Source organism: Kitasatospora sp. NBC_01302 (assembly GCF_035976515.1).
Lineage (GTDB): Bacteria > Actinomycetota > Actinomycetes > Streptomycetales > Streptomycetaceae > Kitasatospora.
Genome location: NZ_CP108404.1, coordinates 3094646 through 3119203 on the forward strand (window position 1 = coordinate 3094646; position 24558 = coordinate 3119203).

At 74.3% G+C, this 24558-nt stretch carries 20 protein-coding genes; 12 read left to right on the top strand and 8 right to left on the bottom strand.

Features of this window, described 5'->3' with window-relative positions; all coding sequences use genetic code 11:
• Nucleotides 1–33 precede the first annotated feature (33 nt).
• Genes OG294_RS12720 through OG294_RS12730 form a run of 3 tightly spaced genes read left to right on the top strand, consistent with a single transcriptional unit; the run spans nucleotide 34 to nucleotide 4113 of the window.
• Nucleotides 34–2142, top strand: coding sequence for a putative cobaltochelatase (locus OG294_RS12720; protein ID WP_442789325.1), 2109 nt, complete (start codon nucleotides 34–36; stop codon nucleotides 2140–2142).
• A gap of 4 nt (nucleotides 2143–2146) precedes the next feature.
• The gene (cobO, locus tag OG294_RS12725; protein WP_327066596.1) at nucleotides 2147–2743 is read left to right on the top strand and encodes a cob(I)yrinic acid a,c-diamide adenosyltransferase; all 597 of its coding nucleotides are present in this window, start codon (nucleotides 2147–2149) and stop codon (nucleotides 2741–2743) included.
• Nucleotides 2744–2751: 8 nt separating this feature from the next.
• Nucleotides 2752–4113 carry a cobyrinate a,c-diamide synthase gene (locus OG294_RS12730; protein ID WP_327066597.1) on the top strand — a complete coding sequence of 454 codons (1362 nt, stop codon included), beginning with the start codon at nucleotides 2752–2754 and terminating at the stop codon, nucleotides 4111–4113.
• Between the two features lie 6 nt (nucleotides 4114–4119).
• Here OG294_RS12730 and OG294_RS12735 read toward each other — a convergent pair whose 3' ends face one another.
• Nucleotides 4120–5682 carry a hypothetical protein gene (locus OG294_RS12735; RefSeq protein WP_327066598.1) on the bottom strand — a complete coding sequence of 521 codons (1563 nt, stop codon included), beginning with the start codon at nucleotides 5680–5682 and terminating at the stop codon, nucleotides 4120–4122.
• A 365-nt stretch (nucleotides 5683–6047) separates the two neighbouring features.
• Here OG294_RS12735 and OG294_RS12740 point away from each other — a divergent pair, with 365 nt between their 5' ends.
• The 4 genes from OG294_RS12740 (at nucleotide 6048) to OG294_RS12755 (ending at nucleotide 10298) form a co-directional block, all read left to right on the top strand.
• Nucleotides 6048–7082: an MDR family NADP-dependent oxidoreductase gene (locus OG294_RS12740; protein WP_327066599.1), complete on the top strand. Its 1035-nt coding sequence runs from the start codon at nucleotides 6048–6050 to the stop codon at nucleotides 7080–7082.
• A gap of 58 nt (nucleotides 7083–7140) precedes the next feature.
• Complete coding sequence (locus OG294_RS12745; protein WP_327066600.1) at nucleotides 7141–8136, top strand: Lrp/AsnC family transcriptional regulator; 996 nt, start codon at nucleotides 7141–7143, stop codon at nucleotides 8134–8136.
• 69 nt (nucleotides 8137–8205) lie between these two features.
• Nucleotides 8206–8727, top strand: coding sequence for a Uma2 family endonuclease (locus tag OG294_RS12750; RefSeq protein ID WP_327066601.1), 522 nt, complete (start codon nucleotides 8206–8208; stop codon nucleotides 8725–8727).
• A gap of 131 nt (nucleotides 8728–8858) precedes the next feature.
• Entirely contained in the window at nucleotides 8859–10298 is a 1440-nt protein-coding gene (locus OG294_RS12755; protein ID WP_327066602.1) for a phosphatidylinositol-specific phospholipase C domain-containing protein, read from the top strand.
• A gap of 3 nt (nucleotides 10299–10301) precedes the next feature.
• On the opposite strand, the gene OG294_RS12760 is transcribed toward OG294_RS12755, so the two are convergent.
• Entirely contained in the window at nucleotides 10302–11048 is a 747-nt protein-coding gene (locus OG294_RS12760; RefSeq protein ID WP_327066603.1) for an SDR family NAD(P)-dependent oxidoreductase, read from the bottom strand.
• 47 nt (nucleotides 11049–11095) lie between these two features.
• Between OG294_RS12760 and OG294_RS12765 the strand changes: the two genes are divergently transcribed.
• The 3 genes from OG294_RS12765 (at nucleotide 11096) to cobC (ending at nucleotide 15087) form a co-directional block, all read left to right on the top strand.
• Entirely contained in the window at nucleotides 11096–11602 is a 507-nt protein-coding gene (locus OG294_RS12765; RefSeq protein ID WP_327066604.1) for a MarR family winged helix-turn-helix transcriptional regulator, read from the top strand.
• 153 nt (nucleotides 11603–11755) lie between these two features.
• Nucleotides 11756–13474 carry a glycoside hydrolase family 27 protein gene (locus OG294_RS12770; protein WP_327066605.1) on the top strand — a complete coding sequence of 573 codons (1719 nt, stop codon included), beginning with the start codon at nucleotides 11756–11758 and terminating at the stop codon, nucleotides 13472–13474.
• 125 nt (nucleotides 13475–13599) lie between these two features.
• Nucleotides 13600–15087 carry an Rv2231c family pyridoxal phosphate-dependent protein CobC gene (gene cobC, locus OG294_RS12775; protein ID WP_327066606.1) on the top strand — a complete coding sequence of 496 codons (1488 nt, stop codon included), beginning with the start codon at nucleotides 13600–13602 and terminating at the stop codon, nucleotides 15085–15087.
• Between the two features lie 7 nt (nucleotides 15088–15094).
• On the opposite strand, the gene OG294_RS12780 is transcribed toward cobC, so the two are convergent.
• Nucleotides 15095–16084: an ArsR/SmtB family transcription factor gene (locus OG294_RS12780; RefSeq protein WP_327066607.1), complete on the bottom strand. Its 990-nt coding sequence runs from the start codon at nucleotides 16082–16084 to the stop codon at nucleotides 15095–15097.
• A gap of 71 nt (nucleotides 16085–16155) precedes the next feature.
• Between OG294_RS12780 and OG294_RS12785 the strand changes: the two genes are divergently transcribed.
• A complete protein-coding gene (locus OG294_RS12785; protein ID WP_327066608.1) occupies nucleotides 16156–17535 on the top strand; it encodes an MFS transporter in 1380 nt (459 codons plus the stop codon).
• A gap of 82 nt (nucleotides 17536–17617) precedes the next feature.
• Here the strand turns inward: OG294_RS12785 and glnII are convergent, their stop codons facing one another.
• From glnII to OG294_RS12810, 5 genes are all read right to left on the bottom strand, one after another.
• Nucleotides 17618–18640, bottom strand: coding sequence for a glutamine synthetase (gene glnII, locus OG294_RS12790; protein ID WP_327066609.1), 1023 nt, complete (start codon nucleotides 18638–18640; stop codon nucleotides 17618–17620).
• Nucleotides 18641–18823: 183 nt separating this feature from the next.
• Nucleotides 18824–20041 (bottom strand): SCO1860 family LAETG-anchored protein, encoded by a 1218-nt coding sequence (locus OG294_RS12795; protein WP_327066610.1) that lies wholly within the window; start codon nucleotides 20039–20041, stop codon nucleotides 18824–18826.
• A 143-nt stretch (nucleotides 20042–20184) separates the two neighbouring features.
• A complete protein-coding gene (locus OG294_RS12800) occupies nucleotides 20185–20625 on the bottom strand; it encodes a hypothetical protein (protein WP_327066611.1) in 441 nt (146 codons plus the stop codon).
• Entirely contained in the window at nucleotides 20625–21302 is a 678-nt protein-coding gene (locus OG294_RS12805; RefSeq protein ID WP_327066612.1) for a uracil-DNA glycosylase, read from the bottom strand. Before OG294_RS12805 ends, OG294_RS12800 begins: the two co-directional genes overlap by 1 nt.
• Nucleotides 21303–21434: 132 nt before the next feature.
• The gene (locus OG294_RS12810; RefSeq protein ID WP_327066613.1) at nucleotides 21435–22526 is read right to left on the bottom strand and encodes an amidohydrolase family protein; all 1092 of its coding nucleotides are present in this window, start codon (nucleotides 22524–22526) and stop codon (nucleotides 21435–21437) included.
• 543 nt (nucleotides 22527–23069) lie between these two features.
• On the opposite strand from OG294_RS12810, the gene OG294_RS12815 reads away from it, so the two are divergent.
• On the top strand, nucleotides 23070–24467 hold the full coding sequence (locus tag OG294_RS12815) for an FAD-binding oxidoreductase (RefSeq protein ID WP_327066614.1): 1398 nt from the start codon (nucleotides 23070–23072) through the stop codon (nucleotides 24465–24467).
• The last annotated feature ends 91 nt before the right edge of the window (nucleotides 24468–24558 follow it).

Consider the following 24558-nt stretch of genomic DNA (forward strand, 5'->3'; position numbering starts at 1 on the left):
GACGTCCGATACCCCTTCACCGCGATCGTCGGCATGGCGGACCTGCGGCTCGGCCTGCTGCTGAACGCCGTCTCGCCGGCCGTCGGCGGGGTGCTGGTGCGCGGCGAGAAGGGCACCGCCAAGTCGACCATGGTGCGCGCGCTGGCCGGGCTGCTGCCCTCGATCACGGTGGTCGACGGCTGCCGCTTCGCCTGCGACCCGGCGGCGCCGGACCCGCAGTGCCCGGACGGCCCGCACCCCGCGCCGGGTGAACTGGCGCGCCCCGCAAGCCTGGTGGAGCTGCCGGTCGGGGTGACCGAGGACCGGATCGTCGGCTCGCTGGACCTGGAGCGGGCCCTCGCCCAGGGCGTGAAGGCCTACGAGCCCGGCCTGCTGGCCCAGGCGCACCGCGGCGTGCTCTACATCGACGAGGTCAACCTGCTCCAGGACCACGTGGTGGACCTGCTGCTGGACGCCGCGGCGATGGGGCGCTCGTACGTGGAGCGCGAGGGCGTCTCGGTGCGGCACGCGGCGCGGTTCCTGCTGGTGGGCACGATGAACCCGGAGGAGGGCGAGCTGCGTCCGCAGCTGCTCGACCGGTTCGGGCTGACCGTGGAGATCGCGGCCACCCGGGACCCGGTGGAGCGGGCCGAGGTGGTGCGCCGCCGGCTCGCCTACGACGCGGACCCGGCCGGCTTCGCGGCCCGCTACCAGGACGAGGAGCGGGCGCTGGCCGAGCGGATCACCACCGCGCGCGGGCTGCTGCCCTCGGTGGTGCTCGGCGACGCGGCGCTGCGGCAGATCACCGCCGTCTGCGCGGCCTTCGAGGTGGACGGGCTGCGCGCCGACATCGTGATGGCCCGCACGGCGGTCGCGCTGGCGGCCTGGGACGGGCGCACGGCGGTGGCCGAGGACGACGTCCGCATGGCGGCGCGGCTCGCGCTGCCGCACCGGCGCCGGCGCAATCCGTTCGACGCGCCCGGGCTGGACGAGGAGCAGCTGGAGCGGACGCTGGACGAGCACGGCCAGCAGGGCGGCGAGGAGCCGGAGCCGCCGGAGGGCGACGGGCCGCAGGGCAGCGGTCCGGACGACGGTGGCCCGCAGGACGGCGGCGACGGGCCGGAAGGCGGTCCGGACCACGACGGACCGGACGGCGGGCCCGAGGGCGGGCCGGACGGCGGTGGTGCGCCCGACCCCGCCGCGTCGCAGCCCGCCGAGCCCTCGGCACCGGCCGAACCCGCCACCGACACCCCGCCGCGGCTGCCCAACCCGGCCGCGCCGTCCCGCGAGTCCGCCCCCGTGGCAGCCGAACACCCGTACCGGACAAGGCTGTTCAAGGTCCCCGGCACCGGCCACGGCACCCAGGGCCGGCGCTCGCCCGCCGAGACCGACGGCGGCCACACGGTGCGCGCCCGGCGCCCGCAGGGCACGCTGACCCGGCTGCACCTGTCCGCCACCCTGCGGGCCGCCGCTCCGCACCAGCTGGCCCGGGGCCGGGCGGGGCGGGCGCTGGAGCTGCGCAGCGACGACTTCCGCGAACAGGTGCGCCACGGACGGGAGTCCAACCTGGTGCTCTTCGTGGTCGACGCCTCCGGCTCGATGGCGGCCCGGCAGCGGATGACCGCGGTCAAGGGCGCGGTGCTCTCGCTGCTGATGGACGCCTACCAGCGCCGGGACAAGATCGGCCTGATCACCTTCCGCGGCGCCGGGGCCGAACTGGCGCTGCCGCCCACCTCCTCGGTGGAGGTCGGCGCGGCCCGCCTGGAGCAGTTGCCCACCGGCGGCCGCACCCCGCTGGCCGCCGGGCTGCTGCGGGCCCACGAGGTGCTGCGGCTGGAGCGGCTGCGCGATCCGCTGCGCCGCCCGCTGCTCGTCGTGGTCACCGACGGACGGGCCACCGGCGGGCGCGCGGCGCTCGGCGAGGCGGGCCGGGCCGCCGGCCTGCTGGCCGCCCAGGGCACCGCCGCCGTGGTGCTGGACTGCGAGTCGGGGCCGGTGCGACTCGGCCTCGCCGGCACCCTGGCGGCCCAACTGCGCGCCACCACCGTCACCTTGGACGAGCTGCGCGCCGAGGGCGTGGCCGCCCTGGTGCACGCCCACCGTTCCCCCTCCCTCCCCTCCGCCCGTCCCTCCGCCCTCCCCTCCGCGCGAAAGGCAGCGTGACCCGATGCCCCAGGGCAAGCCCGAGACCGTCCCCGACGACGGCCTGACGACCCGTCAGCGCCGTACCCAGCCGATCACCGCCGTGCACACCGGTCCTGGCAAGGGCAAGTCGACCGCCGCCTTCGGGCTCGCGCTGCGCACCTGGAACCAGGGCTGGCCGATCGGGGTGTTCCAGTTCGTCAAGTCCGCCAAGTGGAAGGTGGGCGAGGAGAACGCGCTGAAGGTGCTGGGCGCCTCCGGCGAGGGCGGCAGCGTCACCTGGCACAAGATGGGCGAGGGCTGGTCCTGGGTGCAGCGGGATCTGGAGTCCAGCGAGGAGGCGGCGAAGGAGGGTTGGCAGCAGGTCAAGCGCGACCTCGCCGCCGAGACCTACCGGCTGTACGTGCTGGACGAGTTCACCTACCCCATGCACTGGGGCTGGGTGGACGTCGCCGAGGTGGTGGAGGTGCTGCGGGAGCGTCCCGGCTCCCAACACGTCGTGATCACCGGCCGCTACGCACCCGAGCCGCTGCTCGAACTGGCCGACCTGGTCACCGAGATGACCAAGGTGAAGCATCCGATGGACGCCGGCCGCAAGGGCCAGCGCGGGATCGAGTGGTAGGAACAGCTGTGCCGCACCTCCCCCGGGTCGTGATCGCCGCCCCCTCCTCGGGCGCGGGCAAGACCACCGTCGCCACCGGCCTGATGGCCGCGCTCACCGCGCGCGGCCTGAAGGTCTCCCCCCACAAGGTCGGCCCCGACTACATCGACCCGGGCTACCACGGCCTGGCCACCGGCCGGCCGGGGCGCAACCTGGACGCCTTCCTGTGCGGCCCCGAGCGGATCGAGCCGCTGCTGCGGCACGGCGCCGCCGGGGCCGACCTGGCGGTGGTCGAGGGCGTCATGGGGATGTTCGACGGCGCCTCCGGGCGCGGCGAGCTGGCCTCCACCGCGCAGGTCGCCAAGCTGCTGCGGGCGCCGGTGGTCCTGGTGGTGGACGGCTCCTCGCAGTCCCGCTCGGTGGCCGCGCTGGTGCACGGCTTCGCCTCCTGGGACCCCGAAGTGCGCCTGGCCGGGGTGATCCTCAACCGGGTCGCCTCCGACCGGCACGAGCACCTGCTGCGCGAGGCCCTGGAGGAGGGCGCTGGCGTGCCGGTGCTCGGCGCGGTGCGCCGCACCGCGGCCGTCGCCACGCCCTCCCGCCACCTGGGCCTGGTGCCGGTGGTGGAGCGCTCCGCCGAGGCGCTGCGCGCCGTCGCCGAGATGGGCGAACTCATCGCCGCCTCGGTGGACCTGGACGCCGTGCTGGCGCTGGCCCGCTCCGCCCCGCCGCTGCGCGCCGAGGCCTGGGACCCGGCCGCCGAGGTCACCCCGGTCGCCGGCCGCCCCCGGATCGCGCTGGCCACCGGCCCCGCCTTCTCGTTCTCCTACGCGGAGAACGCCGAACTCCTCACCGCCGCCGGGGCGGAGCTGCTCCCCTTCGACCCGCTGCACGACACCCGCCTGCCCGACGGCACGTCCGCCCTGGTGATCGGCGGCGGGTTCCCCGAGGTCTACGCGGCCCAGCTGAGCGACAACGCCCCGCTGCGCGCGGCGATCGCCGACCTCGCCGCCGGCGGCGCCCCGATCGCCGCCGAGTGCGCCGGACTGCTCTACCTGGGACGCGAGTTGGACGGGCGCCCGATGTGCGGCGTGCTCGACACCACCGCCCGGATGACCGAGCGCCTCACCCTCGGCTACCGCGAGGCCGTCGCCCTGCACGACAGCCCACTCGCCGCCGCCGGCACCCGCATCCGCGGCCACGAGTTCCACCGCACCACCTGCACCCCGGGCAACGGCCCCACCCCCGCCTGGGCCTGGCGCACCCCGACCGGCACCCCCCACACCGAGGGCTTCACAGCGGACAACGTCCACGCGAGCTACCTCCACCTGCACTGGGCAGGAGCACCGAGCGTGGCACAGCGGCTCACCGAGGCTGCGGCTGGGCGCTGAGGGGCCTCAGCAGCCGAGTGCCCCGGTGGTCGCGTCAGGGTGCGCCGGAACGATCGCCACATCGCGCGCGAACGGACGGGTGGTCTCACCCGTCCGTGGATCCCAGAGCGGTGCGCGGTCGGTGACCGTGCCGAACCAGAGCAGCGGCCGTGCCGTCGGCAGGCTCTCACCGTCGATCGGGATGTTCGCAGACAGCGCCCTGACGCAGACCAGACGTGGCTGGACACCGAAGTACGCGGTTGGCGGCCGCCCGGCGACAGCCTGCGAGCGGAGCTTGTCCGCGGCGCGCGCCGGATGATTCATGGCGCCCTGGATGGTCAGGAGCACCCATGTCATGAGGAAGAGGGCCACCACGGGGTAAGCCGTCATGGCTGGCCGGAACCTGACATGGAAGTAGCGCAGCCATCCCAGTGCGCCCAGCGGTACCAGCAGCACCTTGAGGACGAGGAAGACGACACTCAGTCCCGCAAGGGTGCGCCAGAGGGTGGAGACGGGCAGCTCGGCCGCCCTCAGGCCGAAGTCCTCCAGGTACACCTCATAGAGCGTGCTCGCGCCGACGGGCAGCACCGGCCGCAGCAGTGTGAGCGCCACGGGCACGGCAACCAGGCCGGCCCGCACGAGCCAGGAGCGACGGGCCAGCAACGCCGTTCCGACGGCCCCGAACAGCACCAGGACGATCTGGACCGGCACCTTCGGCCCCAGGTGGGGAACTCTGCTGCTCAGGACGGCGCCCAAGGTGGCGGGGATGACCGTGATGGCCGCGCTTGCGAAGCACGTCAGGGCGATGAGCCGAAGCATGGGCAGCCCGTCGCGGCGGCGCCCGCTGCAGTGGACGAAGGCCATGGCCCCCAGGAGTGTCAGCAGGAGTGCCGCCGCCAGCAGAGCGCGCACGTTCGCGGTACGGGCCGGCGGCAGTTCGGCACCGAGGAGAAGGGACATCGTGAACAGGGCGAGAAACAGGACGGACCCCGCCTCATCACTGATCCTCGGTGCCTCGCTCGCCGCCTCGCGGCTCGCAGCGGCCGGGTCGCGCGGCTTGGGCGGTTGATCCATCCAGGTCTCTCGGAGCATGTGATCGCCGACCCGATGGCCCCGCAGCCGTTCGAGCCGGTCGGCCTCCGCTCTGATGTTGTCTCCCGGCCGCAGTCTGGCGACGTCACCGGTGTCCAGGAGGCCAAGCGCACAGGCGCACCTCCCGATCATCCGCTGCGGCGCGGAGTGCGTGTGCCGCCAAACACGGTGCAGGCGGTAGAGATAATTGTCGTCGGTGCGTTCGGGAAAGTCGGCATCTCTGACTTCCGCACCACGCAGCCCAGCGACACGAATGAGCTCGGCTACCTCACAGACGGCAGCGGCTCGGGCCCGCCACCGACCACCGTCGCGGCCGACCGTGACGACATGGGCTCGATAGCCGGCCCGGAACGGGCTGTCGCGTCCCTCGCTGGTGGCAGGTGCCATCGTCCAACCGCGAGCTGTGAACGCCTTGATCGCCCGTTCGCAGGAGACCCCGTCATCGCGGAGCAGGACAGTGACGTCGATCCATCGATCGTAGTGCCATGTGTTGTGCATAGGACTCCCCCGAATCGCTAGCCGACCACCCCGCAATTGTCCGCCGCCACTCCGTCGGCCACCGGACTGCGCAGGTGGACATCAGTCGTTCGAGCGATGCTCCGGCGGGGCTTTTCGTACCGGCATCGCATCGGCGAACTGCTGTGCCGTCATCCTCGGTCAGCTCACGCACCCCCGAAGTACGGGCACAGGAGAGAGCGGCGGTGTGAGAAATCGCGGCTGGGGGGCGCTCGGATGGAAGGAATCCACCAAGCGGACCCCGTTGCTGGTCGCAGCCCGGGCCGGTGACCGTCCATGGGAACCACCGGCCCGGGCTGTGACCAGCAGCGCCAGGGCAGCGTCCCCTTCCACGCCGAGGAGCTCCCATGCCCACCGCCCTCCCCACGACGCACCGTGAAGTCCGCCTCGCCGCCGTGCCGCACGGGCTTCCGCGGCCTGAGGACTTCGCCGTGGTCGAGGCTCTGCTGCCGCTGCCGGGGCCCGGCGAGGTGCTGGTCCGCAACCGGCTCTTCCACGTCGCCGGCACCTTGCGGATGCTGATCGCCGGGGCCACCGAGGGCACCCCTTTCCCGGTCCTGCGCCCCGGTGACACGCTGGTCGGTGCGGCGGTCGGCGAGGTGGTGACGGCGCCCGGGGGCACCGGCCTGCAGTCCGGCGACCTGGTCACCCACTGGTCGGGCTGGCGCGAGTACGCGGTGGTGCCCGCCGCCGAGTGCACCCCGCTGGACGCGGACCTGCCGGACCCGGTCGCGAGCCTCTCGATGGGCTGGACCGCCTATGCCGCCCTGACCCGGGGCGTCGAACTCCGGCCCGGTGACACGGTGTTCGTCTCCAGCGGGGCCGGCGCCATCGGCTCGATGGCCGGCCGGATCGCCCGACTGCTCGGCGCCGGACGGGTGATCGGCAGCACCGGCTCCCCGGCGAAGGCCGAGCGGCTGGTCGCCGAACTCGGCTACGACGCCGCCGTGGTGCGCAGTGCGCAGGCACCGCTGGCGGAGCAGCTGGCGCTGGCCGCGCCGGACGGCATCGACGTCCTCCTCGACAGCGTCGGCGGCGACCAGCTCCAGGCGGCCGTGCGGGTGGCGCGGCCCGGGGCCCGGTACGTCCTGGTCGGCGCGCTCTCCGGGCAGCTCGACCCCGCACGGCCCGGTACCGGCTCCCCGGTGGAGCTCGACTCCTTCCAGCTCATCCTCAAGCGGATCACCCTGCGCGGCTTCAGTGCCGACGACGTCGCCACCACCACCGCCCGAGCCGAGTGGACGGCCCGGTTGGCCGGGTGGCTGCGGAGCGGCGAGATCGCCGTCCCGCACGTGCGGATCGACGGCATCGAACGGGCTCCGCAGGCTGCCTGCGAGGTCGTCCGCGGTGGGCATCTTGGCCTGGTCGTCGTGGAGTTGTAGCCCGGCCACGCCGCCACCGGGCGCCGGCCACCAGGCACCGACCCTGCCATACTGAACCATGCTCGACGACCTCGACCGCGCTCTGATCCACGCGCTGCGCATCGACGGGCGCGCGCCGTTCAGCAGGATCGCCGCCGTGCTCGACGTCTCACCGCAGACGGTCGGCCGCCGGTACCGGCAGCTGCGCGCCGAGGCCTCGCTGCGCGTGGTCGGTCTGGCCGATCCGGAGCGGGCGGGGCGGGCCCAGTGGCTGGTACGGCTCAGCGCGAGTCCGCACTCGGCCCAGGACGTGGCGCAGGCGCTGGTCCGCCGGCCCGACACCAGTTGGGTGAAGCTCACCTCCGGCGGCACCGAGATCACCGCGATCGTGAACACCACGCTCTCCTCCGCCAGCCACACCCTGCTGCTCCGGGACATCCCCCGGACGGCGAGCATCACCGCCGTCTCCGCGCACTGTCTGCTGCACACCTACCTCGGCGGCCCCACCGGCTGGCAGGCCACCGGCACCGCGCTCACCGCGGAGCAGCAGCTGCGGCTGGCGCCGAGCGAGGGCGGCGCCGCCGGGCCCGGGCCGGCCGCCGGACCGGGCGGACTCGGTGACGCGGACCACCACCTGCTCGCCGCCCTGCAGCGGGACGGCCGGGCCGGCCTCGCCGAGTTGGCCGCCGCCACCGGCTGGTCGCCCGCCACCATCGCCCGCCGGCTGGCGGAGCTGCGGGCCGGCGGCACACTCTTCTTCGACGTGGAGGTCGACAGCACCCTGTTCGGCGCTGCCACCCAGGCGCTGCTCTGGCTGTCGGTCGCCCCGGGCCGTCTGCACGAGGTGGCCACCGCCCTGGCCCGGCACCCGGAGCTGGCCTACGTCGCCGCCACCACCGGCCCGACCAACCTGGTCGCCAACGCCCTCTGCAGCGGCCCCGCCGACCTGCACGCCTACCTGGCCCACCGGCTCGGCGCGCTCCGGGGCATCCACTGCCTGGAGTCCTCACCCGTACTGCGGACCCTCAAGGCCGCCGGCCCCGTCCTCCCCGCCCCACCCCGCCGCCGGGGGTGACCTCGTGCCCGACCACCCGCCACGCCCCGGCTGCCGTACGGTGGTCGGGGCAACCCCTGGGAGGACACCGTGGGCTTCTACGAGAAGCACCGCCACTTCGTGGAGGACCTGCAGCGAACCGCCCCCGAAGGTGTCCGGATCGAGTGGTCCGGCGACACCCTGATCATTCAGGCCGCGCCGTCCAGCATCCACCAGCTGAACGTCGGCCTCGTGCAGCGCCAGTTCGAGCAGCATGCACCCGCGGGCTATCTGTTCGGCAACGACAGCGCGGTCGCGAGCTCGGACATGGCTATGGCGCGGGTCCCGGACCTGAGCTGCCTCGCGGCCGACGAAGCGGTCATCGCCGTGGAGGTCGTGTCGAAGTCCAACCCGGGGAACGACTGGATGGACAAGCTGCGGGACTACGCGGTGATGCGGATCCCCCTCTACCTGATCATCGACCCGCGCCAGCAGACGGTGACGCTCTTCTCGGAGCCGAACCACGACGAGTACCACACGCGCAGCGACCGGAAGTTCGGCGACCGGATCCGGATCCCCGAGCCGTTCGGGTTCGAGCTGGAGCTGGACACGCTCGTGCCCTACGGCGACTGACGGCGGCCTTCCCAGGCCGGGGCCCAGGGCGGAGAATCGCACGGCCGACCGACCGTCGGTCGGGCGACCGACCTCTCCCCCACCCCAGGAGGACCCCCGTGCGCTTCCCCCCGTTACTGCCGCCGCGTGCCATGAGAGCCGCCGTCGCCGTCGCCGCCACGCTCGCCGCCGCGAGCGGGGCGCTGCTGGCGGCGCCCGATGTGGCCGTCGCCCAGCCGAGTTCGTCCTCGGACGCGTTCAACAGCCTGACCGGGCAGAGCCATCCGGACTGGATGGCGCAGGTGCCGGACGGTACGAGTCTGGCCGCGATGTCGATTCCCGGCACGCACGACACGCTCGCCATCCACGGCGGGCTGGCGCCCTGGGCGTACGAGGCGCAGGAGGATCACGGGGACAGTGCCGCCACGCTCACCGCGCAGTTGGACGCCGGGATCCGTGCCGTCGACATCCGGGTGCGGGTGATCGGCGGGGCGTTCGCCATCCATCACACCGATGTGTACCAGGATGCCAACTTCGACGACGTGCTCACGCACGCGCAGGCCTTCCTGAGTGCGCATCCCAGCGAGACCGTCGTGATGAACCTGCACGGCGAGTGCGACGCGGACACCACGGAGGGCGGCAGCGGGACGGGTTCGATCGGGCACTGTGCCGACGATCCGTCGAACACCACCGAGGCCGACCGGATCCGCATCTTCGACGGCTATCTGGCCCGCTACCCGGGCCTGTTCTACGCGCCGACCGTGACCGGCGGCAGCACCGCCGCCACCCCCACGCTCGGCCAGGCGCGCGGCCACATCGTGCTGGCCGACTTCACCGGCCCGAGCGGCGAGGTGTACGCGGGCTTCGGGCTGTCCCAGCTGCCCGGCGGCGACTCGGGCAGCACGGTGGAGAACGACTGGGGCCAGTGCGACCTGGCGAAGAAGTGGGGCGAGGCGCAGAGCAACCTGACGAACGCCGCGAACGACACCTCCGGCGCCCTCTACGTCACCTACACCTCGTCCAACTGCGCCCCGTTCGGCGCGGATCCGGCCGACATGGCGGGCGGCTACCTGGGTGGCGAGGGCGAGAACCAGCGCCTGCTCGACTACCTGGACGCGGCCGGCCCGGGGAAGACCGGCGTGCTGCGGATGGACTTCCCCGGGTGGGCGGTGATCGCCGGGCTGATCGACCGCAATCCGGGCATCTGGCGGACCGGGCAGGTGACTTCGGGCATCGCGGGCAAGTGCCTGGACGACTACGGCGACGCGACCGCCAACGGTGCCGCCGTCGACCTGTACACCTGCAACGGCACCCCGGCCCAGCAATGGCGCCCGGCCACCGACGGCACGCTGCGGATCAACGGCCGGTGCCTGGACGTCACCGGCGCGGCCACCGCCCCGGGAACGCCGGTCGAGCTGTGGCCGTGCAACGGCGGGGCGAACCAGCAGTGGAGCGTGACTGCGGGCGGCGCACTGGTGAGTGCCCAGTCCGGTACGTGCCTTGACGATCCGTCATCCAGCACGACCGACGGCACCCGGCTGCGGATCTGGTCCTGCAACGGGACGGCCGCCCAGCGCTGGGCGCTGCCGTAGCGCTCAACGCCCGCTGAAGGTACCCCCGTTGACGTGCAGCGTCTGGCCGGTCAGGTGGCTCGCGGCCGGTGAGGCCAGGTAGAGCGCGGTGCCGGCGATGTCGGCGGGGGTGCCGGCGCGCTGGTTGAGGGCGTTCGCGATGTTCCAGGCGCGGCGCTCGGGCGCGATGCCGGCGCCGAAGAACTCGGTCTCCTCGATGTAGCCGGGGGCGATCACGTTGGCGGTGATCCCCTCGGGGCCGAGCTGCTGGGCCAGGGTCAGGTTCCAGGCCTCCACCGCGGCCTTGGCCGCGCCGTAGGAGCCGGAGCCGCCGCGGTGGGCGGCGATCGAGCCGAGGTTGATCACCGCGCCGCCCGGGCGCAGCCGTTCGCGCAGCGCGGTGGTGACCAGGACGGCGGAGAGCAGGTTGGCGTTGAGGTTGGCCAGCCAGGCGGCGGCCAGGGCCTGAAGGGCGGGCAGCTCCTCGGCCGGCTCGGCGCCGATGTCCGTGTTGCCGCCCGCGTTGTTGACCAGCACGTCGACCTGGTCCGGGAGTTCGGCCATCGCGGCCGCCACCTGGGCCGGGTCGGCGGCGTCGAAGGCGACGGCGCTCACGGTGGGGCCGAGTTCGGCGGCGGCCTCGGCCAGCACGCCCTTGCGGCGGCCGGTGATCACCACCCGGTCGCCCTGTTCGGCGAAGGCGGCGGCGACCGCCCGTCCGATGCCGGTGCCTCCCCCGGTGACGACGATCTGACGTGCGGTCCGGCTCATGGCGCATCCCCTCGTTTAGACCTAAACGTGAATGGCACACTAGCAGCATGAGTGAACCCGAGGACGACCTCGCCGCAGCGATCGCGCGGGCCTGGCAGCGCGAGCAGCCACAGCTGCCGGTCGGCTCGATCCCGATCCTGACCCGGATCCGGCAGGCCGCCAAGCTGCTGACCGACGACCGGCGCCGCACCCTGACCCGGGTCGCGATGGACGACGCCACCCTCGACCTGCTCAGCACCCTGCGCCGGGCCGGGCCGCCCTACCGGCTGCCCACCCGCGAACTGGCCGCCCGCTCACTGATCACCGCAGGTGCGGTCACCCAGCGGGTGGACCGGGCCGAACGGGCCGGACTGGTCCGGCGGTTGCCCGCCGAGCCGGGCAGCCGCGCGGTGCCGGTGGAGCTGACGGCGGCCGGGCACGCGGCCGTCGAGGCGGCGGTGGGCGATCTGCTGCGGCACGAGCAGCAGTTGGTGGACACCGCACTGGACGGCCCGGAGCAGCGCGAACTGGCGCGCCTGCTGGCCAGGCTGCTGGCAGCCCTGCCCCGGGAGTGAGCGGGGAGTCGGCAGGGGTCGGCACCGGATATTGACGGCAGGCCTTGCACGAAGCCTTGCCACTGCAATGTCACATCGCTAGCTTGTGTCGCATCGCGTTGGAATCTGATCCCCCACCCATCGGATTCCACTCTCAATCAAACAGGAGCGCCCATGACGCCCCACCGTCACCTGCGGTCGCTGACCCCTCGCACGCTGCTCGGCCGCACCCTGCTCGCCCTCGCCCTCGCGCTGCCCGGCCTGGGCGCGGGCGCCCTGCTCGCCCCGACCCCCGCGCACGCGCTGGACAACGGCGTCGCCCTGACCCCGCCGATGGGCTGGGACGACTGGAACACCTTCGGCTGCAACACCAGCGAGGCCCTGGTCAAGGAGACCGCCGACTTCATGGCCTCCTCCGGGCTGCGCGACGCCGGCTACCAGTACGTCAACGTCGACGACTGCTGGCTCTCCCGCAGCCGCGACGCCAACGGCAACCTGGTCGCCGACCCGGCGAAGTTCCCCGACGGCATGGCCGCCACCGCCGCCTACGTGCACAGCAAGGGGCTGAAGTTCGGCCTCTACGAGAGCCCCACCCTGCACACCTGCCAGGGCTTCCCCGGCAGCCTGGACCACGAGCAGCAGGACGCGCGGACCTTCGCCTCCTGGGGCGTGGACTACCTCAAGTACGACAACTGCCTCGCCAGCGACCCCGACCAGCGGGTCGGCGACGAGAAGCTGCCGCTGGAGACCCGCGACGGCTGGATGCGCGACGCGCTGGCCGCCACCGGCCGCCCGATCGTGCTGAGCCTCTCGCTGCAGCCGGCCGCGCAGGGCGAGACCCCCTGGGTCTGGGGCAGGAGCGTGGCCAACCTGTGGCGGATCGACGGCGACCGCGACTCCTCCTTCGCCGGGCTCACCCGGCTGGTGCACGCCGATCTCGACAAGTCCCAGGACGCCGGCCCGGGCGCCTGGAACGACATCGACATGCTCGCCACCGGCAACTACGCCGACCCGTCCGCCCAGCTGACCTATGACGAGTCCAAGTCCGAGCTGTCGCTGGCGGCCGTGCTGGCGGCCCCGCTGATCTCCGGCGCCGACCTGCGGGCCGCGGCCACCCCCGCCGACCCGGGCTACCCGATCACCCAGCAGATGCTCGGGCTCTACCTGGACAAGGACGTCATCGCGGTCGACCAGGACGCGCTCGGCGTCCAGGGCACCGAGGTGAGCGGCACCGGCGGCCTCGACGTGCTGCGCCGGCCGCTGGCCGACGGCGACGTGGCGACCGTGCTCTTCAACGAGACCGGTGCCCCGGCCACCATCTCCACCACCGCCTCGGCGCTCGGCCTGCCGTCGGCGGTCGGCGGCTACCGGCTCGACGACCTGTGGGCGCACACCAGCACCGTCAGCCAGGACGGGACCATTTCCGCGAGCGTGCCGCCCGGCGGCTCGGTGATGTACCGGGTCACGCCGTTGAACGTCACCGTCGGCGCCTCGCACCTGCTGGTCTCGCAGTCCTCGGGCCGCTGCCTGGACGCCTACGACAACCAGACCGCTCCGGGCACCAAGCTGGAGATCTGGGACTGCAACGGCGGCGCCAACCAGCGCTGGGCGGCCGGCTCCGACGGCGACCTGCGCACCTACGGCGGCACCCAGTGCCTGGGCACGGCCGGCGGCGGCCTCGCCTCGGGCACCCCGGTGACGGTCGAGCCCTGTGACGGCAGCGCCGCGCAGAAGTGGACGGTGAACGGCGACGGCTCGATCACCACGCCGAGCGCCTACGGGCTCTGCCTGGACGTCACCGGCGGCAATCTGCCGTCCGGCAACGTGAACGGCGTCCCGGTCGAGGTCTACTCCTGCAACGGTGGCGCCAACCAGCGCTGGACCCAGCAGTGACCCGCGCCGCCCGACCTGTGCCACTGACCAGCGGCCCTGACCGGCGCCCCTGACCGGCACGGCCGTGATTGACCTCCCTCCGCGCCACGTGGTGGTATTCCGGGGCGCGGAGGGAGAACCAACAGGTGAGCGATGCTACGGACGGCGTGGTGGTCGGGGTCGGTGCGAGCGCCGGAGTGGCCGAGGACGAGGTGCTCACGCTGATCACCGAGGCACTGGCCGCCGCCGGTCTGCCGGCCGCGGCGGTGCGGCGGCTCGCCACCGTCGACGGGCGCCGTGCCGAGCCCGGACTGCTGGGTGCGGCAAGGGCGTTGGGGGTCCCACTGGTCGGTCATCCGGCAGCGGAGCTGGGCGCGGTCGCGGTGCCCAACCCCTCGGCCCGGGTGCTGGCCGCCACCGGGACGGCGAGCGTGGCGGAGGCGGCGGCACTGCTCGGCGGCGGGGAGCTCCTCGTCGGGAAGCGGAAGTCGGGCCGGTCGACGGTGGCCGTCGCGACGCTGCCCAGCGGTCCGCGCGAGCCCGCCGACCTGCAGCCCACCGACCCGCAGCCCACCGGACCGCAGCCCGCCGACCCGCAGCCCGCCACCGAGCCGGACCTGCGCCACCACGGCGACGCCGAGGTCCGCGCCCCGGGCCTGGTCGACCTCGCGGTCAACGTCCGCACCGGCACGCCGCCCAGCTGGCTGCGCACCGCGCTCGCCGAGGCGCTCGGCGACCTCGCCGCCTACCCCGAGCAGACCACCGCCCGCGCCGCCGTCGCCGCCCGGCACGGCCGCCCGGTCGAGGAGGTGCTGCTCACCGCGGGCGCCGCCGAGGCCTTCGTGCTACTGGCCCGCACCCTGCGCCCGCGTCACGCGGTGGTCGTGCACCCGCAGTTCACCGAGCCCGAGGCCGCGCTGCGCGACGCGGGGATCACCGTGCACCGGGCGCTGCTGCGGCCCGAGGACGGCTTCCGGCTCACCGCGGGCGCGGTGCCCGAGGAGGCCGACCTGGTGGTGATCGGCAACCCGACCAACCCGACCTCGGTGCTGCACCCCGCCGCCGGCCTGATCGCCCTGGCCCGGCCCGGGCGCACCCTGGTGGTGGACGAGGCCTTCATGGACACCGTGCCCGGCGAGCCGGCCTCGCTCGCCTCCTTGCGGGAACTGCCCGGCCAGGTCGTGGTGTTGCGCAGCCTCACGAAGACCTGGGGGCTGGCCGGGCTGCGGATCGGCTATCTGCTGGCGCCGCCCGCCCTGGTCGCGGAGCTGGCCCGCAGCCAGCCGCTGTGGCCGGTCTCCAGCCTGGGCCTGCTGGCCGCCGAACTCTGCAGCGCCCCGGCCGCGTTGGCCGAGGCCGAGGCGGCGGCCGGCCGACTCGCCGAGGACCGCGGGTACTTGCTGAAGCGGCTGGCCGAGCTGCCGGGCATCCGGGTGCACGGCGAACCGGCCGCCTCCTTCGTGCTGATCCGGCTGCCCGGCGCCGACGGGGTGCGCGAGCGGCTGCGGGCGGCGGGCTTCGCCGTCCGGCGCGGGGACACCTTCCCGGGGCTGGGCCGGGACTGGCTGCGACTGGCCGTGCGGGACCGGGCCACCGTGGACGCGTTCCGCGCGGCGCTCGCCCAAGCTGTCTGACGGACCGTCAGCCGGACGCGCCGAGCAGCGAGTCGGCGAGCTGGGTGCGCTGGTAGAAGACCGAGCGGCCGGAGCGCTGCGAGGAGACGATGCCGGCCGCCCGCAGCGCGGTGAGGTGCTGGGAGACCCCGGCGGCGGACATCCCGGTGCGGTGCGAGAGTTCGGTGGTGGAGGCCGGGGCGGCCAGCTCGGTGAGCAGCAGGGCGCGCGAGCGGCCGAGCACGGCGGCCACCGCGTCCGGCACCTCGGCACTGGGCTGCTCCCAGAGCATGCCGACGCCCCGGCTCGGGTAGCAGAGCTGGACCACCTCCGTCGGCCGGTTGATCAGCAGCACCGAGGGCCCCACGAAGGCCGAGGGGACCAGCAGCAGCCCGCGCCCGGACAGCGTGCCCTTGTGGTCGCAGGTGTTCTGCGGCAGCCGCAGCACCTCCGAGCACCACTCCACCCGCGCGTCCAGCTCGCCCAGCACGGCCGCCGCGCCCCCGGCGGCGAAGCGCCGCGACTGGTGCAGCACGTCCGCCTCCAGCACGGTGCGCAGCCGCGGCCAGGAGGGGGCGAGCGCGACCTCCCAGTACCGGCGCAGCTCGTCGATCAGCTGCGGCAGGACGGCCGCCGGGTCCTCGTCGAAGGCCCGCACGGCGGGGGTCCAGGGCGCCAGCCGGCCGAGGTCGGCGCGGATCTGCTCGGGGGTGGCGGCGGCCAGCACGGCCAGCTCGCCCTCCAGCGCGAGGTCGGCGCGCGGGCTGGGGGTGAGCGAGGGCGGCGGCGGGTTGAGGAAGTCGGGGATGTAGCCCTGGGCCGGGACCAGGTCGGCCAGCAGAGCGCCGGTCAGGCCGGCGGCGGCCAGCCGCGGCAGCGTCCGGTCGGCCCAGCGCCGGTGCAGCGGGCGGGCGGTGGGCGAGGCGAGCACCCGAAGGCTGGTCACCACCTCCCAGAGCGGCGAGAGCGCCAGTCTGGTGTGGGCCAGGTCGCGGGCCGAAAAGGCCAGTTCGAGCACGGTCTCCCCCTTGGATTCGGCCCTGCCTGAATGAATGGTGCAACTTCGGTGACCCGCGCAGGATTCCCGCCATGACCCCGCACACCACGGCCGTCGAGGCCCCCCTCGACGCTGCCCCCGCCTGGATCCTCCCCTCCGAATCCCTCCCTGTCGAGTCCGTCGCCGTCGCGGCCCTCCCCGACGCGTCCGCCCTGGTCGACGCCGTCTCCACGCCCACCTCCCCTGCCGCGCTGCCGGCCGGGCCCCGCCGAACCGACCGGCTCCGCGCCCGGTTCGGCGGCTTCGGCGGCCCGTTCTGGGTGGTGATCGGCGGCACGGCGGTGAACCGGGTGGGCAACATGGTGCTGCCATTCCTGGTCTTCTTCCTCGGCTCCCGGCACATCGCCACCGACCGGATCCCCTTCGTGCTGGGCGCGCTCGGGCTCGGCGGGCTGCTCGGCCCGGTGCTCGGCGGGCTGCTGACCGACCGCCTCGGCAGCCGCGCCGCGATGGTCACCGGGATGATCGGCACGGCCGCCTCGCAGGGCCTGCTCTTCGCCGCTCCGAACCTGGCCACCCTCACGCTGGCGGCGGTGGCCCTGGGCGCGGCGGGCAGCCTGCACCTGCCCGGCGCCGCCACGCTGGTGGCCGGCGCGACCGGGCCCGAGCGGCGGCGGGTCGCGTTCGGGCTGTTCCACTGGTCGATCAACGTCGGTACGGCGGTGGCGGGTGCGATCGGCGGGTTCCTGGCCGAGCACGGCTACGGGTTGCTCTTCGCGCTCGACGCGGCCACCTGCCTGGGCTACGCCCTGTTGGCGGCCACCCTGCTGCCGCGCTCGGCGGGGCGGGCCGCGGACCGGCGGGCGGCCGCGGACGGCGGCGGCTACCGGGTCGTGCTGCGCGACCGGCTGCTGCTCTCCCTGCTGCTGCCCATCGTGCTGGCCGAAGGCATCTACGCGCAGACCGAGTTCACGCTGCCGCTGGCGATCCGCGACCACGCCCTGCCGGCCACCGTCTTCGGTCTGGCGGCCGTGGTCAACGCGCTGCTGGTGGTGACGCTGCAGCCGATCGCCTCGGTCTGGCTGGTCCGCTTCGACCGGCTCCGGCTCTGGTCGGTGGCCATCGTGCTGGTGAGTGCCGGCGTCGCGCTGACCGGGATCGCGGACAGCGCCTGGGGGTTCGCGCTGACGGTGGTGGTGTGGAGCCTGGGCGAGGTCTTCGCCAGCGGGCTCTACACCTCGATCGTCGCCGACCTGGCACCGGCCGACGCCCAGGGCCGCTACCAGGGCGCCTCGGGGTGGGCCCGCGGTCTGGCCCGGCTCGTCGCCCTGGTGCTGGGCTCGGCGGTCTACGCGGGCCTGGGTCCGGCGGCGCTCTGGTGGAGCTGCGCGGTGCTCGGCCTGGTGGGGGCGGGGCTGCCGCTCCTGCTCTCCCGGGCGGTGCGCGGCCGCACCGCGGCGGCCGCCGGATGAGGGCGCCCGACACCGCTGCCCGGCCACCCACGGGGGGTGGCCGGGCAGCGGTGCGTCAGCAGCTCGGCGGCTGGTCGGGTGCTCAGACCTGGCCGGCCTTCTCCAGCGCGGAGCAGCAGGTGTTGACCAGCAGGCGGGTCACCACGTACGGGTCGACATTGGCGTTCGGGCGACGGTCCTCGATGTAGCCCTTCTTCTCCACCTCGACCTGCCACGGGATGCGGACCGAGGCACCGCGGTCCGAGACGCCGTAGGAGTAGACGTTCCACGGGGCGGTCTCGTGCTTGCCGGTCAGGCGGGCCTGGATGTCGTCGCCGTACTGGCTGACGTGCTCCAGCACGATGTCCTGGGAGGCGCCGAGCGACTCGCAGGCGGTGATGATCGCGTCGTAGCCCTCGCGCATCGCCTTGGTGGAGAAGTTGGTGTGCGCGCCCGCGCCGTTCCAGTCGCCGCGCACCGGCTTGGCGTCCAGGGTGGCGTCGATGCCGAACTCCTCGGCGGTGCGGTACAGCAGGTAGCGGGCGACCCACAGGTGGTCGGAGGCGGTCAGCGCGTCGACCGGGCCGATCTGGAACTCCCACTGGCCGGGCATGACCTCGGCGTTGATGCCGCAGATCGCCAGGCCCGCGCCCAGGCAGCGGTCCAGGTGCAGCTCGACGATCTCGCGGCCGAAGACCTCCTCGGCGCCGATCCCGCAGTAGTAGCCGCCCTGCGGGGCCGGGAAGCCGCCCTCGGGGAAGCCGAGCGGGCGCGAGCCCTTGAAGAAGGTGTACTCCTGCTCGATACCGAAGATCGACTCCTGCGCGGCGAACCGCTCGGCGATCGGGCGCAGCAGGGCGCGGGTGTTGGAGACGTGCGGGGTGCCGTCCGTCTCGTTGACCTCGCAGAGCACCAGGATGTGGTCGCCGCCGCGGATCGGGTCCGGGAAGGAGGCGACCGGCTCGAGCACCCGGTCCGAGGCGTGGCCCTCGGCCTGGTTGGTGGAGGAACCGTCGAAGCCCCAGGTCGGCAGCTTGTCGGCGTTGGCCAGGATCCGAGTCTTGGAGCGGAGCTTGGCGGTCGGCTGCGTGCCGTCGATCCAGATGTACTCGGCCTTGATTGCCACGGCGGTCTACCTCGCATGTCTCGGTGGGTGCCCGCGTAGCGTCGCAAGCCGCCGTTTCCCCGTTGTTCCTCTTGTGTAACCAGCATGTGAACCGACTGTCCGAAGTGACACCCTCACAGTGCGAAGGTGTCACCAACCGGACGGACGGCCGCGCTGACCGGCGCTCGTCCGGATCGTCGCAGCTCAGCGGCGGTGCGCGGCCCGACGACGGCGGGCCAGCAGGACGGTGGCCACCCCGACCACCACCAGCGCACTGCCGCCGGCGAGCGCCGGGATGGTGCCGGCCGCGCCGGTGAAGGCAAGGCCGGAGGCCTTCGAGGTCCCGCCGGACGCCACGCTCGGGGCCGGGTTGCCGGAGGCGGCCGCGCTCGGGGCACCCGAGCCGCCGACGCCGAGCTGGGCAACGGGCTCACCGCTCACCGGCACCCCGGCGCCACCGGAGCCGCCGGAGCTGCCGGCGCCGCCGGAGGTGCCGGTGCCGCCGGTGCTCGCCGGGCCACCCGCCGACGGCGCGCCCGTGGAGGCGCCCACCGACGGACCGCCCGAGGACCCGGCCCCCGCCGGCCCGGACCCGGACGGCGCGGCGGACGGGGTGGACGGGGTGGACGGGTTGGACGAGTCCGAGGGGCCCGCGGACGGCGCGCTCACCGAGGCGGGCGCGGACGGCGCGGCCGAGCCGGACGGCGCCCCGCCCGCCCCGGTCGGCTTCTGGCAGCTCACCGACGCCACCGTGACCGTCCCCGTCACCTTGGCGACGTTGAGGTTCAGCGGGTTCAGCGCCACCCGCACGGTGAGCGCGGCAGCCGCCGCAGAGGTGGAGGTGGTGCTGCGTGGCGAGAAGTCGATGTCGACCTCGCCGACCCCGGGCACACTCACCTGGGTCGTCCCGTCCAGCTTCAAGGTGACCGAGTGGCCCAGCACGGTGAGCTTGGCGGGCGAGGTCACCGTGGCGGTCGGCTGGCCGTCCACCGGGCAGCTCACCGAGCTGCCGAGCGCCTGCAGTCCGAGCAGCGCGCTGCCGGGCAGACCGGGGACGTTCACGTTGGCGTTGACCAACTGGACAGCGGCGCTGGCGCCTTGGGCGTCGACATGGGTGACCGACTTGCCGACCTCGGCCCGCACCAGGTCGATCGGCCCGGACTGCCCGACCCCGGCGACGTCCGCGGTGAGCATCGCGCCGTTCGCCTCGGCCGGGGACTGCACCTTGTTCAGCGCGACGTCCACCGGCACGTCCACCGCATTGTTCAACAGGCTGACGTCGAGGCTGAGTTCGGCGGTCACCGCACTGGCCCGACCAGTGTCGGGGGTGGCGGCGAAGGCCGGGACCGGCAGCGCCGCGAGGGCGGTGGCGGCCAGCACGACGGCGGCGCGGCGGTGGACGGGACGGGCAGCGGACAGCACGGTGGAACCCCCACGGAGTACGGAACTTGAGCCGGGCACGGAGACGGCACCGGCTGCGGAATCCCGTCATCCTCGGGGCGGTTCAACCGTCCCGAGGGCAACTACCGCCCCTGGTTCACTCATTGGAGTGAACCAGGCCCACTTCACCCACTGGCGTGGGTGATCTTGCTGGTGTTGACGAAGAGACCGGCGAACGCGGCCACCGACGCGGTCAGCGCCGGCACGGCGTCCGGATGCCGCGGGTCGACCAGGACGGCCAGGCCGGCCGAGCCGGCCGCGAGCAGCGCACAGGTCGCCAGGCCGCTCCAGACCGGCTGCCGCACCGTGTGGCCGGGGTTGATCACCGCGCCGAGCAGCGCGGCCACCAGGCCGGGGGCGGTCTGTGCCATGCTGGGCAGCTGGGAGTTGCCGTCCCAGCCGAGCACGCCCAGGAAGACCATCAGCAGGCCGAACCCGACCGCCGCCAGCACGGCCGCCGGCCCGGACGGCACCGGCTGCGCGGGCTGACCGGCCGCGGGCTGAGCAGCCCCGGCGGGCTCCTTGGTCAGCTGCGCAGCCTGCGTGGGCTCAGCAGACGTCGCCATCAGGAGAGCCGCCAATCCACCGGCTGAGCCCCCTGCTGCACCAGCAGCTCGTTGGCCCGGCTGAACGGCCGCGAGCCGAAGAAGCCGCGGTCCGCCGACATCGGGCTCGGGTGCGCCGACTCGATGGCCGGCAGCGAGCCCAGCAGCGGACGCAGGTTGCGCGCGTCCCGCCCCCACAGGATCGCCACCAGCGGCGTGCCGCGGGCCACCAGCGCCCGGATCGCCTGCTCGGTGACCTGCTCCCAGCCCTTGCCCCGGTGCGCGGCCGGCTTGCCGGGCGCGGTGGTCAGCGCCCGGTTGAGCAGCAGCACGCCCTGCCGGGTCCACGGCGTCAGATCGCCGTTGGCGGGCGGCGGGAAGCCGAGGTCCTGGCCGTACTCGCGGTAGATGTTGATCAGGCTGCCCGGGATCGGCCGCACCTGCGGCGCCACCGAGAAGCTCAGCCCCACCGCGTGGCCCGGCGTCGGGTACGGGTCCTGACCCATGATCAGGACTCTCACCTGGTCGAACGGCTGCTGGAAGGCGCGCAGCACGTCGGGCCCGGCCGGCAGGTAGGTGCGCCCGGCGGCCAGCTCGCCGCGCAGGAACTCACCCATGGCGGTGACCTGCCCGGCCACCGGTTGCAGGGCCTGGGCCCAGCCTGGTTCGACGATCTCATGCAGAGGACGCGGTGCCATGGCATCACCCTATCGGCCCAAGGCAGCCCGCCACGAGGGCGCCTGGCGGCCCGGCCCAGGTCAGCGCCCCGGCGAGGCAACCCGGTGCGGCGCCCCGGCACGGCAACCCGGAGGGCAGCCCGGTGCGGCGGCTCAGCCCAACGGCCGGCCGCGCAGCACCACCAGCTGCGGGTCGGCCAGCACCCGCACGTCCGCGCGCGGGTCCTCGGCGTAGACCACCAGGTCGGCCGGTGCCCCCTCGCTCAGCGCGTCCCGGCCGAGCCAGGCCCGCGCTCCCCAACTGGCCGCCGAGAGCGCCTCGGTGGCGCTCAGCCCGGCCTTGACCAGCTCGGCCACCTCGGCCGCGACCAGGCCGTGGGCCAGCGAGCCGCCCGCGTCGGTGCCGACGTAGATCGGCACGCCCGCGTCGTGCGCGGCGCCCACCGTGTCGTAGCGGCGCTCGTGCAGGCGGCGCAGGTGGGCCGCCCAGGCGGGGAACTTGGCCTCGCCGCCGGCCGCCAGGCTCGGGAAGGTCGCGATGTTGACCAGCGTCGGCACGATCGCCACCGAGCGCTCGGCGAACACCGGGATCAACTCCTCGGTCAGGCCGGTGGCGTGCTCGACGCAGTCGATGCCGGCCGCCAGCAGGTCGGGCAGCGACTCGGCCGCGAAGCAGTGCGCGGTGACCCGCGCGCCCTCGGCGTGCGCCGCCGCGATCGCCTCGCGCAGCGCGTCGCCGGGCCAGCAGGCGGCCAGGTCGCCGCGCTCGCGGTCGATCCAGTCGCCGACCAGCTTGACCCAGCCGTCACCGCGGCGGGCCTCCTGGACCACGTAGGCGGTCAGATCGCCGGGCTCGATCTCGTGCGCGTAATTGCGCAGATAGCGGCGGGTGCGGGCGATGTGCCGGCCGGCCCGGATGATTTTCGGCAGGTCCTCGCGCTCGTCGATCCAGCGGGTGTCGGCGGCCGAGCCGGCGTCGCGGATCAGCAGGGTGCCCGCGCCGAGATCGGTCAGTGCCTGCTTCTCGCTGGTCGCCTCGTCCACCGCGCCGTGCGCGTCCAGGCCGACGTGGCAGTGCGCGTCCACCAGGCCGGGCAGCACCCAGCCGTGCACCGTGCGGACGTCGCGGGCGCCCGCGGGCCGCTGGTAGGTCACCCGGCCGTCGAGCACCCAGAGTTCGTCCCGGACCTCGTCGGGGCCGACCAGCACCCGGCCCGTGATGTGCAGCACCGCGCCATCCGTCATGGCGGCACTCTATCGCAGCCACTTTATGACTTCGATGGTCAATTGCCGTCATCTTTATTACCCCTATTCTCCCCCACCTATTTTGGAAATCGCGGACACATCAGCAGAAATAGCGGGAAGCCTTGGGAATCGATCTCGACAGATCGATTGACTCAGCATGACTGACGTGATTGACTCCCTTCACCGCAAGGCCTCGCACCTCCCGAGCACCTTCCGAGCACCTCCCCGAGCATCGCCCGCGCACCACCCGAGCAAGCTCCCGCGCACCGCCCCAGCGCCACACCCCAGACCCGGTCCGGGGCCGCCATCCGCCCGGCCGCCCCCGACCGCCGGCTCACCGCCCGCCGACGTGCGCGATGCCGTCACCGCCGGTGAGCCCCCGCAACCCGGGGCCGAGCGACCACATCCCCCGGTCGCCCGGCCCCGGGCGCGGCCACCGAGGCTGCCTCCCACGGTCCGACCCCTCACCACGAGCCGCGCCCCGGCCACCTTGACCACCCCGACCGCGCGAGAGCAACCACGACGACCGAGTGAGGACCCGCGATGACCAGCTCCCCCGCCCTGTCCGGCGCCGACCTGTCGAGAGCGGCCACCGGGGCCGCCGCCGCCCTGCGAGCCGCGCTCGCCGGAGAGGTCCTGGTGGCCGCCGACCCCGGTTACCGGGAGGCCCGGCAGCTCTGGAACGCCGCGGTGGACCACCGGCCCGCGGTGCTCGCCCGCTGCACCGGCGAGCCGGACGTGGTGGCCGCGGTGCGGATCGCCCGCGAGCATGGTCTGCCGCTCTCGGTGCGCGGCGGCGGCCACGACTGGGCCGGGCGCGCGCTGCGCGAGGGCGGGGTGGTGCTCGACCTGTCCGGGCTGCGCGAGGTGACGGTGGATCCGGCGAGCGGCACCGCCGAGGTGCAGGGCGGGGTACGGGCCGGGGACGTGATCGGCGCGGCACAGGCGCACGGCTTCGCGCCGGTGACCGGCACGGTCAAGGCGGTCGGCGTGACGGGGCTGACCCTGGGCGGCGGTTACGGGCTGCTCGCCGGTGCGCACGGGCTGGCCTGCGACAACCTGCTGAGCGCCCGGGTGGTGCTGGCCGACGGCCGCGCGGTGACCGCGAGCCCTGAGGAGAACCCGGACCTGTTCTGGGCGCTGCGCGGCGGCGGCGGCAACTTCGGCGTGCTGACCTCGCTGCGCCTCCGGGTGCACCCGCTCACCACGGTGACCAGCGGCCTGCTGCTCTACCCGCTGGAGCGGGCGGCGGCCGTGCTGCGCCACCACGCCGAGATCGTCGCCGAGGCGCCGGACGAACTCACCGTGATGGCGGGCTTCTTCGCGGTGCCGGACGCCGAGCCGCTGGCCTTCCTGCTGCCGCTCTGGGCCGGCGAGCCGGCCGCCGCCGCGCCCTGGGCCTCACTGCTGGGGAAGCTGGGCGGCGCGGTGGCCGGGGAGTTCACCCAGGTGCCCTACCTCCAGGTGGCCGGCCTCTTCGACGACAGCGTCGCGAACGGCCGGCACACCGAGATGCGCACCCGCTGGCTGCCCGCGCTGGGCGAGGAGTCCATCGCCGTGCTGACCGAGGCCGCCGCCCGGATGGCGGCGCCGTACTCCGGGATCTTCCTGCACCACTTCCACGGCGCGGCGAGCCGGGTGCCGCCGGCCGACACCGCCTTCGGACTGCGCCAGGACCACCTGCTGGTGGAGATCGCGGCCTCCTGGGCGCCGGGCGACATCGCGGGCGAGGCGCACCGGCAGTGGGCCCGCCGGCTCTCCGCGGACCTGGCCGGGCACGCGCTGCCGGGCGGCTACCCCAACCTGATGGGCGCGGACGAGAGCGAGCGCGCGCTGCTCGGCTTCGGGGCCAACGCCGAGCGGCTGCTGGCCGTCAAGCGCCGCTTCGACCCGGCGGCCGTCTTCTCCGGCGTGCCCGCCCTGCCGGCCGGCAACGGCTGACGCCACCTCCGCACCGGCCGAACCGGAGCACCTCCGCGGCGGCCGGGCCGTGCACCCCCGCTCCGGCCGGGCCGGTGCGCCCCTGGACCGG

Coding starts and splice junctions, on each gene's coding strand:
- OG294_RS12745 (WP_327066600.1), top strand. CDS start 7,141: ATGCTCGACGACCTCGACCGCGCTCTGATCCACGCGCTGCGCATCGAC.
- OG294_RS12810 (WP_327066613.1), bottom strand. CDS start 22,526: ATGACGGATGGCGCGGTGCTGCACATCACGGGCCGGGTGCTGGTCGGC.
- OG294_RS12760 (WP_327066603.1), bottom strand. CDS start 11,048: ATGAGCCGGACCGCACGTCAGATCGTCGTCACCGGGGGAGGCACCGGC.
- cobO (WP_327066596.1), top strand. CDS start 2,147: ATGCCCCAGGGCAAGCCCGAGACCGTCCCCGACGACGGCCTGACGACC.
- OG294_RS12765 (WP_327066604.1), top strand. CDS start 11,096: ATGAGTGAACCCGAGGACGACCTCGCCGCAGCGATCGCGCGGGCCTGG.
- OG294_RS12805 (WP_327066612.1), bottom strand. CDS start 21,302: ATGGCACCGCGTCCTCTGCATGAGATCGTCGAACCAGGCTGGGCCCAG.
- OG294_RS12740 (WP_327066599.1), top strand. CDS start 6,048: ATGCCCACCGCCCTCCCCACGACGCACCGTGAAGTCCGCCTCGCCGCC.
- OG294_RS12785 (WP_327066608.1), top strand. CDS start 16,156: ATGACCCCGCACACCACGGCCGTCGAGGCCCCCCTCGACGCTGCCCCC.
- OG294_RS12815 (WP_327066614.1), top strand. CDS start 23,070: ATGACCAGCTCCCCCGCCCTGTCCGGCGCCGACCTGTCGAGAGCGGCC.
- OG294_RS12800 (WP_327066611.1), bottom strand. CDS start 20,625: ATGGCGACGTCTGCTGAGCCCACGCAGGCTGCGCAGCTGACCAAGGAG.
- OG294_RS12755 (WP_327066602.1), top strand. CDS start 8,859: ATGAGAGCCGCCGTCGCCGTCGCCGCCACGCTCGCCGCCGCGAGCGGG.
- OG294_RS12770 (WP_327066605.1), top strand. CDS start 11,756: ATGACGCCCCACCGTCACCTGCGGTCGCTGACCCCTCGCACGCTGCTC.
- OG294_RS12735 (WP_327066598.1), bottom strand. CDS start 5,682: ATGCACAACACATGGCACTACGATCGATGGATCGACGTCACTGTCCTG.
- OG294_RS12720 (WP_442789325.1), top strand. CDS start 34: ATGGCGGACCTGCGGCTCGGCCTGCTGCTGAACGCCGTCTCGCCGGCC.